Source organism: Mediterraneibacter sp. NSJ-151, assembly GCF_022487435.1.
Lineage (GTDB): Bacteria > Bacillota > Clostridia > Lachnospirales > Lachnospiraceae > Schaedlerella > Schaedlerella hominis.
Genome location: NZ_JAKVPP010000011.1, coordinates 21,001 through 35,793, shown reverse-complemented (window position 1 = coordinate 35,793; position 14,793 = coordinate 21,001). Strand labels below are relative to the sequence as shown.

Annotated in this window: 12 protein-coding genes; 11 read left to right on the top strand and 1 reads right to left on the bottom strand. The window is 39.5% G+C overall.

Features of this window, described 5'->3' with window-relative positions:
• Positions 1-82 precede the first annotated feature (82 nt).
• The 3 genes from LQE94_RS11745 (at position 83) to LQE94_RS11735 (ending at position 2,693) form a co-directional block, all read left to right on the top strand.
• The gene (locus LQE94_RS11745; protein ID WP_117991572.1) at positions 83-760 is read left to right on the top strand and encodes a response regulator transcription factor; all 678 of its coding nucleotides are present in this window, start codon (positions 83-85) and stop codon (positions 758-760) included.
• Positions 750-1,775, top strand: a complete 1,026-nt coding sequence (locus tag LQE94_RS11740) for a HAMP domain-containing sensor histidine kinase (protein WP_118737752.1) — start codon at positions 750-752, stop codon at positions 1,773-1,775. The genes LQE94_RS11745 and LQE94_RS11740 overlap by 11 nt, the downstream gene beginning before the upstream one ends.
• Before the next feature lie 114 nt (positions 1,776-1,889).
• Entirely contained in the window at positions 1,890-2,693 is an 804-nt protein-coding gene (locus LQE94_RS11735; RefSeq protein WP_118688736.1) for an SDR family NAD(P)-dependent oxidoreductase, read from the top strand.
• A 62-nt stretch (positions 2,694-2,755) separates the two neighbouring features.
• On the opposite strand, the gene LQE94_RS11730 is transcribed toward LQE94_RS11735, so the two are convergent.
• Positions 2,756-3,616 carry a sugar phosphate isomerase/epimerase family protein gene (locus LQE94_RS11730; RefSeq protein WP_117991525.1) on the bottom strand — a complete coding sequence of 287 codons (861 nt, stop codon included), beginning with the start codon at positions 3,614-3,616 and terminating at the stop codon, positions 2,756-2,758.
• A gap of 247 nt (positions 3,617-3,863) precedes the next feature.
• On the opposite strand from LQE94_RS11730, the gene LQE94_RS11725 reads away from it, so the two are divergent.
• The 8 genes from LQE94_RS11725 to uxaC all read left to right on the top strand — a co-directional run bounded on the left by LQE94_RS11725 (position 3,864) and on the right by uxaC (position 14,746).
• Positions 3,864-5,168 (top strand): glycoside hydrolase family 1 protein, encoded by a 1,305-nt coding sequence (locus tag LQE94_RS11725; RefSeq protein ID WP_118725153.1) that lies wholly within the window; start codon positions 3,864-3,866, stop codon positions 5,166-5,168.
• A 17-nt stretch (positions 5,169-5,185) separates the two neighbouring features.
• Complete coding sequence (locus tag LQE94_RS11720; RefSeq protein WP_117991520.1) at positions 5,186-5,425, top strand: hypothetical protein; 240 nt, start codon at positions 5,186-5,188, stop codon at positions 5,423-5,425.
• A 19-nt stretch (positions 5,426-5,444) separates the two neighbouring features.
• A complete protein-coding gene (locus tag LQE94_RS11715; RefSeq protein WP_117991517.1) occupies positions 5,445-6,650 on the top strand; it encodes a helix-turn-helix domain-containing protein in 1,206 nt (401 codons plus the stop codon).
• A gap of 242 nt (positions 6,651-6,892) precedes the next feature.
• Entirely contained in the window at positions 6,893-8,368 is a 1,476-nt protein-coding gene (locus LQE94_RS11710; RefSeq protein WP_117991513.1) for an MFS transporter, read from the top strand.
• A 5-nt stretch (positions 8,369-8,373) separates the two neighbouring features.
• Positions 8,374-10,581 carry a glycoside hydrolase family 2 protein gene (locus LQE94_RS11705; RefSeq protein WP_117991510.1) on the top strand — a complete coding sequence of 736 codons (2,208 nt, stop codon included), beginning with the start codon at positions 8,374-8,376 and terminating at the stop codon, positions 10,579-10,581.
• 52 nt (positions 10,582-10,633) lie between these two features.
• Positions 10,634-11,716, top strand: a complete 1,083-nt coding sequence (uxuA, locus tag LQE94_RS11700; RefSeq protein WP_118737751.1) for a mannonate dehydratase — start codon at positions 10,634-10,636, stop codon at positions 11,714-11,716.
• A complete protein-coding gene (locus LQE94_RS11695; protein WP_118737750.1) occupies positions 11,703-13,322 on the top strand; it encodes a mannitol dehydrogenase family protein in 1,620 nt (539 codons plus the stop codon). Before uxuA ends, LQE94_RS11695 begins: the two co-directional genes overlap by 14 nt.
• Before the next feature lie 14 nt (positions 13,323-13,336).
• A complete protein-coding gene (gene uxaC, locus LQE94_RS11690) occupies positions 13,337-14,746 on the top strand; it encodes a glucuronate isomerase (protein WP_118737749.1) in 1,410 nt (469 codons plus the stop codon).
• Positions 14,747-14,793 lie beyond the last annotated feature (47 nt).

Below are 14,793 nucleotides of genomic sequence, written 5' to 3'. Positions count from 1 at the left end.
AACAGGTCGTGTAACAAGAAATATAGCCTGGTATCAGAAATATCTGGTATCAGGCTACATTTTTAATAAGGGGTTAGGAATTATGATTACCGTGTTAGTGATTGAAGATGATTACAGTACAAGGTTGGTTACAAAATTACATTTGAAAAATGAATACAATGTAGTGGAGGCATCCAATGGAGTAGAAGCACTGGAGAAGCTGGAACATCAGAAAGCAGATCTGGTCATTGCAGATGTGATGATGCCGAAGATGGACGGATATGAATTTGTAAAACAATTTCGGCTGATGAATAAAACAACTCCGATTCTCATGCTGACAGCAAAAAAAGAATGGGAAGATAAGAAGAATGGATTCGCAATCGGTATTGATGATTATATGACAAAACCTGTGCATTACGAAGAACTTCAGTGGAGAGTACGTGCACTTCTGAGAAGATCACAGATTCATCTGGAAAAGAAAATTACAATTGGCGATTTGATAATAAGCGAAGATGACAATACAGTAAGCTGTGGGGAAGAACGTATCACACTTCCCAAAAAAGAATTTGATTTGTTATTTAAACTTCTGTCCTATCCAAAGAAAGTATTTACTACAACACAATTGCTGGATGACATTTGGGGATATGAAACAGATTCTGATGAAACAACTGTAAGAACGCATATCAACCGTCTGCGGAAGCGGTTTGCTTCTTATCAGGAATTTGAAATTGTTACAGTACGTGGACTTGGGTATCGAGGAGAAATAAGATATGGTAAGTGAAGGAAGAAGGCGGATCGGTACAATTCGCTGGGCTGTCGGACTGGGGATTATCGTCAATGTTTTTGCAGTTGCATCCTATCTGGTCATGGTAGCTATACGTTATTATTATTTTGATATAAAAAGTGACAATTTTTTAGTATGGAGCGTTGCAATCTATCAGACCATGGGAAATCTGTGTGGCGTTGTTCTTGCTGTTGTTTCTGCTATGTTGTATCGGAGAATGGAAAAACTGATCAATGGACTGGATGAGGTCGCAAAAGGAAATCTGGATGTAGAATTATCATTAAAGTATTCAGGTGAGTATAAAGCAATTTATGAAAACTTTAATCGCATGGTAAAAGAACTGAAAAATGCAGATGAGCAGCAGAAGCAGTTTATGAAAGATTTTTCCCATGAATTTAAGACACCGATTAACTCTGTAAAAGGAATGGCAGAATATTTGGCAGTAAATGAGCTCCCAAAAAAAGAGGAAAAAGAATATCTGAATATTATGGCAAAAGAAGCAGGGCGTTTATCCCAATTATCCCAGAATACCCTGTTACTTTCCAAACTTGAAAATATGGAGCTAATTCAGAAGAAAGAAAAATATCGGCTGGATTCCCAGATAAGGAATTGTGCAATTCTGCAGTTGCCGGCTTTTGAAACAAAATACATCAGTCTGGAAGTGAATCTTCCAGAGATATGGTATTTCGGAAACGAAGAGTTACTGGATGAAGTCTGGACGAATCTGCTAGACAATGCCAGAAAGTATTCATCGGAACATACAACGGTATTTATTAATGGAAGAAAGACAGAAGAAGGCATCTGGATTGAAGTAAAAGATGAGGGACAGGGAATGGATGATGATATAGTGAGTCATATTTTTGAACGTTATTATCAGGGGGATGACTCGCATGAAACATCGGGCTTTGGACTTGGATTGTCCATTGTAAAAAGAATTGTCAAATTGTCAGGCGGTTCTATACGTGTGGAGAGCAGAGCAGGAAAAGGAACATCATTTTTTGTATATTTATAAGCAAAAGTTTATGTTGAGTTTATATACATCTCTTATTCTATTATCAGAAAACAGGTGATGGATTACAGAAACAAAAAGCAGTAATCCACAGAATAAAGGAAGGAAAGAAGAAAGATGGATTTTTCAAGTGTAAATGGAAAAGTAGCAATTGTTACAGGAGCGGGCAGCGGAATTGGGGAGGCAGTTGCAAAGATTTTCGGAGAAAATAGAATGAAAGTAGTCTGTGCAGATATAAATATAGAACAGGGACAGGCAGTAGCAGATAAAATCTGTGCGAATGGTGGAGATGCAATATTTGTACAGACGGACTGCAGTGAGAACAGTCAGGTTAGAAATTTGATTGATAGAACAGTAGAGCATTATGGAAAGCTGGATGGAATTGTGAATAATGCAGGAATCGGGCAAGGAGGCCGTCCATTGCATGAATATGAGATGGAAGAGTATGACAAAATCTTTGAACTCAATAGTAAAGGTGTATTCGCCGGAATGAAATATGCGGCAGAAGCAATCTTTAAATCCCACAGTCAGGGTGGATTTCTAATCAATGTGGCATCCATTGCAGGTCTTATCCCACAGCGAGGACAGGCTCTTTATACAGCAACAAAGCATGGAGTTGTTGGCATGACGAAAGCAGCAGCACTCGACTATGCCCCATATGGAATTACTGTAAATGCAATCTGTCCTGGATATACGAAGACGTCTATCTTTGGAAATGCTCCGGAGCAGGCAATGGCATTTTTTGCAAAGGACTGTCCGGCAGGACGGATTGGAAACCCAGAAGAATGTGGATATCTGGCACTTTTCCTTGCAAGTGATTTGTCACGTTATATCACAGGAGCAGCCATTCCTGTAGACGGAGCATTATCGGCAGGTCACATGAATGTATCAACATGGAAACATCCTGAGATTCGTGAGTAATAAAAGAAAAGAAGCCGGTGCGTTCAACGTAAAAAACGTTTGAAGCACCAGCTTTTTTTATATTAGGAAAGTCCTTGTATTTCACGGTTCATAAATTCAGAACTGACTTCCAAAGATCTTAAAGGAGATTTATCAATCCAGTTTTTATGACTCTCAAGAATAATGGCATCCACATTTACACGCAACGCCTGTGTTACAAGCTCTTTCAAATTCATATTACCATAGCCAAGTTCCATACTGTCAGATTTTAAAATTGGTGTCATGGATGCTCCTTCCAGTCTCGTTCCACGATCATTAATATGGTATAATTTCATGCGGCTACCTAATTTTTTCATAAGTGAAATGGCAGATATGCCGGCTTCTGTAGGCCAGTAGGAATCAAACTCGAATCCGACCAGATCGGGATCTGTATTTTCGAACAGAAGGTCATAGGCTGTTTTCTCAGACTCCACTTTACGAAATTCACAGTTATGATTGTGATAAAGCAGGTGGATTCCAGATTGTTTAAGCGTTTTACCGGCTTCATTTAAATCACGCGCAAGTTTTAATACAGTGTTTTTGTCTGAATAATCAAAGCGGTACATTCCTGTGATAACAACTTTGTCAGTACCGAAATTTTTTGCTTCGGTAATCACAGTGTCAGATTCACGCTGAATAGTTCCAAGATCTTCATGGACACTGACAACCTGAAGCCCTGCTTGTTTTACAAGGGAAGCCCAGTCGTAATTGCCACCTTTTCCGACAGGCATTCCGGCCATCTTTGTCATTATACGAACCAGAAATGAAGTGGGCCGGATCATAAATCCGTTCAACTCAATCCCATCATAGCCGGCTTTTTTTATTCGGTTTAATGTTTCTAGTGTTTCTTTTTCGTTTTTTGTCACGCTTCCAAGCATAATCTGTTGTACTGCTCTTATTGCCATCTTAATCCTTCTTTCCTATTTTTATTAAGAATACAACAAATTTTATGATTTTGTGTTCTTAATTTCGTGTAAATGTATTATAATTCGTTATACAGACTGTATTTAACGAAAAAACGAACATCATCCTTAATTATTTAACACAAGAAGTAGAAAAAAGATTTATTATGAATATGAAAATTATACAGAATATACATTGTTGTCATTCATGCGACATGTGAAATAATAAAGAATTAAGGAGGATATTTAAATGACACATTTTCCAAAAGAATTTTTACTCGGGGCATCGACAGCAGCACACCAGGTAGAGGGAAACAACACAAATAGTGACTGCTGGGCAATGGAACATATGGAACATACAAGTTATGTAGAGCCTTCTCTGGATGCAGTGGATCATTACAATCGTTACGAAGAAGATATTAAATTAATGGCAGAGGCGGGATTGAATGCTTATCGTTTCTCACTGGAATGGGCGAGGATTGAGCCGGAAGAAGGTGTTTTCAGCAAAGAGGCAGTTGAACATTACCGCAGCGTAATCAGATGTTGTAGAAAATATGGGGTAGAGCCGGTTGTTACATTGCATCATTTTTCAAGCCCGATATGGCTGATTAGTAAAGGTGGCTGGGAAGCAGAAACTACAATTGATGATTTTGCACGTTATACACGCTATGTGATTGAAAAACTGGGAGATGAGATTAATTATATTTGCACAATCAACGAAGCAAATATGGGACTGCAGATTACAGCAATTGCCGAACGCTATAAACGCCAGATGATGGCACAGATGGCAAAAGCGCAGGAAACTGCCGGCAAAGATGATGCAGATGGTACAGTTCAGGTTGGTATTAATTTACAGAAAATGATGGAGGAGCAGAAGGAAGCAGCAGAAGAAAATAAAAAAGTATTTGGCGTAGAAAAAGTTGCCAATTTTACTTCAGTGCGTTCTGTGGAGAGTGATATTCTTGTCATGAAAGCACATCAGGCTGCAAAAGAAGTAATTAGAGAACTGGCACCGCAGATTCAGGTGGGACTTACTTTAAGTCTTCATGATATGCAGGTTGTCCAGGCAGGAGGAGAGCCTTTTGCTGAAGAAGAATGGGAAAATGAATTCACACATTATCTTCCATATATTCAGAATGATGATTTTCTTGGAGTACAGAATTATACCCGTTCTTTATTTGGACCGGAAGGTGGAATGCCTTCTCCGGAAGGAGCTGAACTTACCCAGATGAACTATGAAGTTTATCCGGAAGCACTTGAACATGTAATCCGCAAGGTTGCAGAGAATTTTAAAGGAACGCTGCTTGTGACAGAGAATGGAATTGCGACAGATGATGACAGCAGACGAGTTGCGTTTATCGAAAAAGCACTTGAGGGTGTTCAAAACTGTATTCAGGATGGCATTCCGGTAAAAGGGTACTTTCATTGGAGTTTGCTGGATAATTTTGAGTGGCAGAAAGGATATTCTATGACATTTGGTCTTATTGCAGTGGACCGTTCTACACAGACAAGAATACCGAAAAAGAGTCTTACATATCTTGGATCTTTCAGGTAGATAAGGGAGGGCATTTTATGGAATATGTGTTTCCATTTAAAAATACAATTAATCTGAAAACATTTCTGGAAGATGTGACAAAGTGTGAACAGGAGGTGCTTTTTGAGTCGACAGAAGGAGATAAACTTGCATTGAAATCTTCTCTGAGCCGGTTTATCTTATATTCTGTCTGCAACCAGCCAGAATTATTGGAAGGTGCAGTTATACGCTGTAATTGCGATAATGACAGAAAACTTCTTGCACCATATTTTGAATAATACAAAGGAGAAAAGTAGTATGGAGACAAAGGATAAGATTTCTTTCTTTCTGGAATTGATTAATTGCAATTATGAACTGCATCATTGGAGCTTTGATCTGGATTTTAATCTGTTGGAAACAGATTGGGAGAATGCTTTGTTTTCCTGCGATTTCTTTGAGTTTGTGAATTTTAAAGACTTGCTCTTCCAACATTTGTCTGAAAAAAAATATGTTCCAGTTGTGCTGGAAACAGATGCCAGTCTTATGTGGATTGCCGGGTTTCAACTGGAAAATGGAAATCCGGTCAGAATCCACATAGTCGGTCCGGTTTTTTGTGGACAGAATGATCATCTGCTTCTCCAGAAAAAACTGGATTCTTATGAATTGTCTGTAAAACTGCGTATTGCAATACTGTCAATTTTTGAAAAAATTCCGACAGTCCCTTCTAATATTGTGATACAGTATGCAGTAATGCTTCATTATTGTCTGAATCAACAGAGGATTGCAATGAATGAGGTCGTTTTTTTGTCAAACAATCCATCCGGACAAGAGAAAGTTGCTGTAAAAAGTACTTCTCATGCCGGAATATGGGCGAATGAACAGCTTTTCTGCCAGATGCTGGCAGATGGAAATCTGAAGTACAAAGAAGTGCTTCAAAAATCATATACCTTAAGCCATGGTGTAAAGGCGAATATTGGAGATGCACTCCGTAGCCACAAGAATAATTGTCTTGTTTTACTAACTTTATGTTCCAGATCATGTATTTATGGAGGGTTGTCTCCAGATATTGCGTATGATCTGAATGACTATTATGCCAAGAAAATTGAGTGCTGCAAATCAATGGCAGATACGAACAGATTATGTTCAGAGATGTTGGATGATTATGTTAGTCGTGTACAGGAAATGAAGAATAATCCGTCTGTTTCTAATTTGATGAGAAATGCGTGTGAATATATAAAGAATCATCTGACAGAAGAAATTTCGATTGCAGATCTCGCAAATAATACAGGATATACAGAATATTATTTTTCACATAAGTTTAAAAAAGAAATTGGCAATAGTGTGAAGGAATATGTTCAGAAGAATAAGATTGAGAGGGCAAAAAGCCTTCTGTCCAGTACAGAAAAGACGATTCAGGGAATCAGTGATGAACTTGCATTTAGTACGAGAAGCTATTTCTATACCTGTTTCCAGAAAATGACAGGAATGTCTCCAACAGAATATCGGAAAATATACCGCAAATGAAACAGCACATCATTAGGATGTGTCTGTTTCATTTGCTTTTTCTATATTAGGAAAGTACCTTCAATGTTCAATTTTTTGGTAAAATGTTTTGAAATTCATACTATTATGAAATATGCATGAATTACAGAACATCTTTGTGAATTTGTGAACAGCATAATATACAAAATTATTCTATAGTAACATCATGAAGAAAACACATCAAAGAACGAATAGATGTATGGAGGACAAGGGAGAGAAAAATTATGGCGAAAACAAAAAAACGAACACAGAGTGAGATCGATGGCGTTCAGTATAGACGCGCAAAATTATGGCAGATTCTTTTGTATGCCTGCAATGGTCTGGTAGGAATGGGAATCTACCAGTTAATCGGTATGGCAAGCTATGCAGCAAGCGTTGGATTCGGAATTGCTACAGTAGCAGTCGGAGTAATACTGACAAGTACACGTATCCTGGATGCGATTACAGATCCGATGCTGGCATTTGTATATGACAGAGTAAATACGAAATACGGAAAAATCCGTATTCTGTTAATCAGTGGTTTTATTATTGAGGCAATTGCACTTCTGGCAATGTATGACTGGACAGCAGGAAAAGGATTTGGAGTTGCAGTATTTGTCATTCTGTATGTATTTTATGTTATTGGTTACACATTGGCAAATATGACAGCACAGACAATCCCGCCGCTTCTTACAAACGATCCGAAGCAGCGCCCGACAGTAGGTGTATGGACAACAATTGTGAACTATATGACACCGATGATTTTAAGTATTGTATTAAATGCAGTTCTACTTCCAAAATTCGGTGGAACATATAATCTTGAATTTCTGGCAGCAGCATGTAAGCTTTGTCTTGTAATTGCAGGAATCGGAGTAATTCTTGTATGCATCGCAGTTTCAGAATATGACAAACCAGAAAATTTTGTTGGTCTTCAGGAAAAGAAAGAACCACTGAAAGTAAAAGATATGATTGAAGTATTGAAGGATAATCGTCCACTTCAGTGCTATATTGTATCCGCAGCTTCTGATAAGCTGGCACAGCAGACAGCAACACAGGCAGTTATCACAACAATGCTCTACGGTATTATAATTGGCAATATGGGACTTTCTTCTATTCTTACAGTAATAGGAATGGTTCCATCTATCATCTTTGCAGCAGTAGGCGCAAAGTATGCCGGAAAGGTTGGAAGCCAGAGAACAATCGTTACATGGACAAAAATCAGCGTTGGTGTATCTGTTGTGATGTTTCTGTTCTTTGTAGCAATCGACCCAAGTAAGATTGCACAGATGGGCGCCATGACGATTGTTTATGTTTTACTTACATTCTGTAAAAATGGCGCAATGATGTGTGTTTCAACAGCAAATACATCGTTTATGTCAGATATCATCGACTATGAGCTTGACCGCAGCGGTCGTTATATTCCAGCAGTTGTCACAGGTGTTTATAGTTTCCTGGACAAAATTATTTCTTCTGTCAGCGCATTGATTGCAGCGGGGGCAGTTGCTGTGATTGGTTATACGGAGACAATGCCACAGCCGGGAGAAACCTGTACACCGCAGATTTTATGGCTGACAATGTTCATCACATTTGGACTTCCAATCTTAGGATGGATTTGTACACTAATCGCTATGAAGTTCTGTAAGCTCGGCAAAGAAGAAATGATTGCTGTACAGAAGCGTATTGAAAATAAAAAGAATGCGGCAAAGACAGAAGGGAATTAGAAAATATGAGAAATATCGTATCATTTAATGATAATTGGAAATTTATAAAAAATGCGGCTGACGAAGTGGAAGCAGCAAAGGGAGAAGGGGAGAGCATTGCTCTCCCACATACCTGGAATGCGGTTGACGGACAGGATGGCGGAAATGATTATCATCGTGGAACATGCTGGTATGTTAAAAAATTTGCAAAACCGGAAAAGAATGAAACAGATAAAGCTTATCTCGAATTTTGTGGAGCTGCAATGACAGCAGAAATTTATCTGAATGGAGAAAAAATATCCCGTCATGAAGGCGGATATTCTACGTTTCGTGTAGAAATCACAGAAAGACTGGAAGAAGAGAATACACTGGTTGTTTCTGTTGATAACTCGAACAATACGACAGTATATCCTCAGACAGCAGACTTTACATTTTATGGTGGACTCTACCGTGATGTAAATTTAATCATTGTTCCGGAAACACATTTTGAGCTTGCTTACTGCGGTTCACAGGGGATCAAAGTAACACCGGTTGTTAATTTGGAAGAAAAGAAAGCTGTTGTGACAGTTGAGGCCTGGGTATGTGGTGACGCAGATATGGTTACCTTTGAAGTAAATCAGGAGAAAATAAATGCTTCGTTAGAAGATGGACGTGCAAAGGCAGAATTTGTGATTGAAAATGTACATCTCTGGGATGGAGTGGATGATCCATATCTCTATACCGCAAAAGCATTTATGGAAAATGGAGACATCGTTAGCACTCGTTTTGGATGTCGCAAATATTATATAGATCCACAGAAAGGTTTCTTTTTAAATGGACATCCTTATCTGCTTCGTGGTGTTTCCAGACATCAGGATTTCAAAGGGGTTGGAAATGCACTTACGATTGAACATCACAAAAAGGATATGGAAATCATAAAAGAAATCGGAGCCACAACACTTCGTTTGGCGCATTACCAGCACGCACAAGAATTTTATGATCTGTGCGATGAAAATGGACTGATTGTATGGGCAGAGATACCGTATATTACAATGCACATGAAAAATGGACGTGCAAATACACTTTCCCAGATGGAAGAACTGGTGGTACAGAATTACAATCATCCATCCATTATCTGTTGGGGACTTTCCAATGAAATCACAGCTGCCAGTGCGGTAGATGATGACCTTTTGGAAAACCACAGATTATTGAATAATCTGTGTCACAGACTGGACAGCACGCGTCTTACTACAATGGCAAATGTATTTATGCTCGAGACGGATTCCCCGATTCTGGAGATTCCGGATATCAATAGTTATAACTTGTATTTCGGATGGTATCTTGGAGAATTGGAGCAGAACGATGAATTCTTTGATGAATATCACGAAAAATATCCGGACAGAGTGATTGGATTTTCTGAATATGGTGCAGATGCGAATCCACAGTATCAGGCAGCGGTACCGGAGAAAGGCGATTATACAGAAAGCTATCAGGCAGTATACCATGAACACATCCTTCAGATGATTGAAAAACGTCCGTGGTTATGGGCAACACATGTATGGAATCTATTTGATTTTGCAGCAGATGGAAGAGATGAAGGCGGCAAACATGGAGAAAACCAGAAAGGTCTTGTGACAATTGACCGCAAGACAAAAAAAGATGCATTTTACCTGTATAAAGCAGCATGGAATAAGAAAGAACCATTCGTACATTTATGTGGAAAACGCTATGTAGACCGTACAGAAGATGTAACGGAAGTGAAAGTATATTCCAACCAGTCCAAAATAACATTGGTTGTAGATGGAAAAGAATTTGAGACACAGACAGGAAAAACAATTTTCAAATTCAATGTGCCAATCTCAGGTGAGCATAAGATTACTGCAATTGCAGATTCTTGTACAGACAGCATTACAGTGAAAAAAGTGGAAGAAGAAAACCAAGATTACATTTTTATAAAACGTAGTCCGGTTACGAACTGGTTTGATGCAGATGAGTTAGATCCGGAATGTTTTTCAATCAATGATAAATTAGCAGAGATTAAAGCAAATCCAAAAGCAGGTGCAATCATTGATGAAATGATGGCAAAAGGAGCTTCTGACCGCGGAGATGTGGCAGATGCAGTAAAAGACAATCCGGGACTGCAGAGAATGATGGGACGCATGACACTCATAAGTCTGCTCAAGCAATCGGGTGCAGACGATGAAAGCATTAAACAGGTGAACCGCATTTTGCAGGGAATTAAGAAAGAAAACTAACAGATGCGACCGCGAGAAATCCGCAGGCATTATAGAAAGGATGATCAGAGTTATGGAAATGACCCTTAGATGGTATGGATCAAAATTTGATACTGTTACATTGGAGCAGATTCGTCAGATACCGGGAGTGACAGGAGTTATCACAACATTGTATGACACAGATCCGGGAGAGGTATGGAGCAGGGAACGTATTCGTGCATTGAAAGATGAAGTAGAAGCGGCAGGACTCCATATTTCAGGTATTGAGAGTGTGAATGTACATGATGCAATCAAGACAGGAAGTGCAGACAGAGATAAATATATTGACAACTATATTGAGACACTGGAGAATCTTGGAAAAGAGGATATCCATCTGGTATGTTATAATTTCATGCCTGTTTTTGACTGGACGAGAACAGAGCTTGCCCGTAAGCGACCGGATGGATCAACAGTTCTCGCTTATACACAGGAAGCTGTTGATGCACTGAATCCAGAAGACATGTTTGGCTCGATTGCTTCCGATATGAATGGCACAGTGATGCCGGGCTGGGAGCCAGAGCGTATGGAACATATCAAAGAACTGTTTGCAATGTATAAAGATATTGACGATGAAAAGCTCTTTGAAAATCTGAAGTATTTTCTTGAGCGTATCATGCCTGTATGTAATAAATATGATATTTACATGGCAATCCATCCGGATGATCCTGCATGGAGTGTGTTCGGACTGCCTCGTATCATTATTAACAAGGAAAATATTCTTCGTATGATGCATATGGTTGACAATCCGCACAATGGTGTTACATTCTGTTCAGGTTCTTATGGAACAAATCGTGAAAATAATCTTCCGGATATGATTCGTTCCTTAAAGGGAAGAATTCACTTTGCGCATGTGCGTAATCTGAAGTTCCATACACCGACGAATTTTGAAGAAGCTGCACATCTCTCATCAGATGGCTCCTTCGATATGTTTGAGATCATGAAAGCACTCTATGATATCGGATTTGACGGACCGATCCGCCCGGATCACGGAAGAATGATCTGGGGAGAAAAGGCAATGCCAGGATATGGTCTATATGACCGTGCACTCGGGGCAACTTATCTTAATGGGTTGTGGGAAGCAATCACAAAGGAGGAGAAAAGGCATGAAGTTGTATAAGGAAGGTCTTAAAGATCATGCTTTATGGGAAGAGAAAGGTTATCAGCTTCCTAAATACAATCGTGAAAAGGTTGCAGATGCTACAAAGAAAAATCCGTTCTGGATACATTTTGGTGCAGGAAATATTTTCCGCGCATTCCATGCAAACGTAGTCCAGAACTTGTTGGATGCAGGTGCGCTTGAGCGCGGACTTATTGTGGCAGAAGGATATGATTATGAGATTATTGAGAAGATGAACCATCCGCATGACGATTATTCTATCCTTGTAACTTTAAAAGCAGATGGAACAATGGAAAAGAGTGTAACGGGAAGTGTCGTTGAGTCTCTTGCACTGGACAGTGAAAATGAAAACGCTTTTGGAAGACTAAAAGAAATCTTTGCTTCCGATTCCCTTCAGATGGCAACATTTACTATTACAGAAAAAGGTTACAGTGTGACTGACAGACATGGAGAGGCTGTTCCGGATGTAAAGAAAGATATTGAGAATGGACCGGAAAAACCATGCAGCTACATGGGAAAAGTAGCGTCTCTTCTCTATACACGTTTTGAAAACGGAAGAAAACCAATCGCATTTGTAAGTACTGACAACTGTTCTCATAATGGAGACAAGCTGAGTACTGCCATCCTCACATTTGCAAGGGGATGGGCTTCTAACAAGTCTGTTTCACAGGAATTTGTGGAATATGTTTCCAATCCAAAGGAAGTATCTTTTCCATGGTCTATGATTGATAAGATCACACCACGTCCAAATGCCTCTGTGGAAGAAGTACTTCAGAACGATGGTGTGGAAGAAGTGGCTCCGATTATCACTTCAAAAAACACTTATGTTGCACCGTTCGTGAATGCAGAAGAATGTGAGTATCTCGTAATTGAAGATGCATTTCCGAATGGAAGACCTGCACTTGAAAAGGGCGGACTGATTTTTACAGATCGTGAGACAGTAGATAAAGTTGAGCGTATGAAAGTATGTACCTGCTTAAATCCACTTCACACTGCTCTTGCAGTATTTGGATGTCTGCTGGATTTCCAGCTTATTGCCGATGAGATGAAAGATGAAGATCTTAGACAACTGGTTGAAGTAATCGGATACAAAGAAGGGCTTCCGGTTGTGACAGATCCTAAGATTATTAACCCAAAGGATTTTATTGATACAGTTTTAAAAATTCGAATTCCAAATCCATTTATGCCGGATACACCACAGCGAATTGCGACAGATACTTCACAAAAACTTTCCATCCGTTTTGGTGAGACAATCAAAGCATATGAAAAATCAGAAGAGTTGAAAACTTCAGACTTGAAGCTGATTCCACTTGTGTTTGCGGGATGGCTTCGCTATCTGCTTGCTGTGGATGATAATGGAAATGCATTCGAACTTAGTCCGGATCCGATGTTGCAGAGCCTGAGCCCGGTATTTTCTAAGATACAGCTTGGTGAAACTGCTGAGATAGAAGAAATAATCCGTCCGATTTTGAAGGACAAGAAGATCTTTGGTGTGGACCTTTACGAAGTAGGGCTTGCAGAAAAGGTATGTGGTTATTTTGAAGAGATGCTACAGGGAACTGGTGCAGTCAGAGAAACTTTGAAAAAATATGTATGGGAAAAATAAATGGAGGCTCTTTAATGAAATCATTTATTCATGACGACTTCTTACTGACGAATGAGACAGCAAAGGAGCTTTATCACAATGCAGCAGAGACTATGCCAATCATTGATTTTCATAACCATCTGAGTCCAAAAGAAATCTATGAAGACCAGTGTTACGAGAATCTGACACAGGTATGGCTCGGTGGAGATCATTATAAATGGCGAGGGATGCGTGCCAATGGTGTACCAGAAAAATTAGTTACGGGAGATGGAGATCCTTATGAAAAGTTTCTTTCATGGGCAGAGACTGTGCAGAACAGTATAGGAAATCCACTATATCACTGGACACATTTGGAAATGAAAAGATATTTTAATATTGATGAAACACTTTCACCGGCTACAGCAGAGAAAATCTGGCAGATTGGAAAAGAACAGTTGCAAAGACCGGATCATTCCGTTAGAAATCTTCTTCGGATGCAGAATGTAGAAGTGCTTTGCACAACAGATGATCCGGCGGATGATCTGAAATATCATAAGCTTTTGGCACAGGACGAGACACTTGGATTTAAAGTGCTCCCGACATTTCGCCCGGGCTCTGTACTGGATATTGAAAATCCAGGATTTTCAAACTATATTACACATCTTGGGGAAGTTGCAAAAACTGATATTACAACATTGCACGGACTGTTTGAGGCCCTTGAGAAAAGACTGGATTATTTCGTGGAAAAAGGATGTCATGTAACGGATCATAGTCTGGAAAAGGATTTCTATCGTCCGGATACGACACTTGAGGGAGTAGCATACATTTATACGAAGGCATTAGGCAATACTCCAATCACAAATAATGAAGCAGCTGCATTTCGAGGTTTTGTTTTAAAGAATCTTGGTCAGATGTATGCAGAGCGATCTCTTGCAATGCAGCTTCATATTGGTGCGCTGCGGAATACTTCTACAAGATTATATGAAAAACTGGGTGCAGATATCGGGTGTGACAGCCTGAATGATTTCAACTATGCACCGCAACTTGCAGGGCTGCTGGATTCTATGGATGTTACAGATAGTCTTCCGAGAACAATCCTGTATTATCTGAATCCGAAAGATGGTCCGATGCTTGCCGCTATGGCAGGAAATTATCAAAGCAATTCTGATGGAATCCGCGGAAAAGTACAGCTAGGAACAGCCTGGTGGTTCTGCGATCATAAGCGTGGTATGGAAGATCAGATGGATGCACTGGCAGATACCGGAATGATTGCAAACTTTATAGGAATGCTTACCGATTCCAGAAGCTTTCTGTCATTTCCAAGACATGAATACTTTCGGAGAATTCTATGCAACAAGATCGGTTCATGGGTAGAAAATGGTGAATATCCAAAAGATATGGAATATCTGAAACAGATGATTAAGAGAGTCTGCCATGATAATGCAGAAATGTATTTCCGATTTTAACTTATAAATGAAGCCGGCAGGATAAGTAATTCTGCCGGCTGTTGTAT

Excerpts from the sequence above, each read along its gene's own strand:
- LQE94_RS11745 (WP_117991572.1), top strand. The coding sequence starts at position 83 with ATGATTACCGTGTTAGTGATTGAAGATGATTACAGTACAAGGTTGGTT.
- LQE94_RS11740 (WP_118737752.1), top strand. The coding sequence starts at position 750 with ATGGTAAGTGAAGGAAGAAGGCGGATCGGTACAATTCGCTGGGCTGTC.
- LQE94_RS11735 (WP_118688736.1), top strand. The coding sequence starts at position 1,890 with ATGGATTTTTCAAGTGTAAATGGAAAAGTAGCAATTGTTACAGGAGCG.
- LQE94_RS11730 (WP_117991525.1), bottom strand. The coding sequence starts at position 3,616 with ATGGCAATAAGAGCAGTACAACAGATTATGCTTGGAAGCGTGACAAAA.
- LQE94_RS11725 (WP_118725153.1), top strand. The coding sequence starts at position 3,864 with ATGACACATTTTCCAAAAGAATTTTTACTCGGGGCATCGACAGCAGCA.
- LQE94_RS11720 (WP_117991520.1), top strand. The coding sequence starts at position 5,186 with ATGGAATATGTGTTTCCATTTAAAAATACAATTAATCTGAAAACATTT.
- LQE94_RS11715 (WP_117991517.1), top strand. The coding sequence starts at position 5,445 with ATGGAGACAAAGGATAAGATTTCTTTCTTTCTGGAATTGATTAATTGC.
- LQE94_RS11710 (WP_117991513.1), top strand. The coding sequence starts at position 6,893 with ATGGCGAAAACAAAAAAACGAACACAGAGTGAGATCGATGGCGTTCAG.
- LQE94_RS11705 (WP_117991510.1), top strand. The coding sequence starts at position 8,374 with ATGAGAAATATCGTATCATTTAATGATAATTGGAAATTTATAAAAAAT.
- uxuA (WP_118737751.1), top strand. The coding sequence starts at position 10,634 with ATGGAAATGACCCTTAGATGGTATGGATCAAAATTTGATACTGTTACA.
- LQE94_RS11695 (WP_118737750.1), top strand. The coding sequence starts at position 11,703 with ATGAAGTTGTATAAGGAAGGTCTTAAAGATCATGCTTTATGGGAAGAG.
- uxaC (WP_118737749.1), top strand. The coding sequence starts at position 13,337 with ATGAAATCATTTATTCATGACGACTTCTTACTGACGAATGAGACAGCA.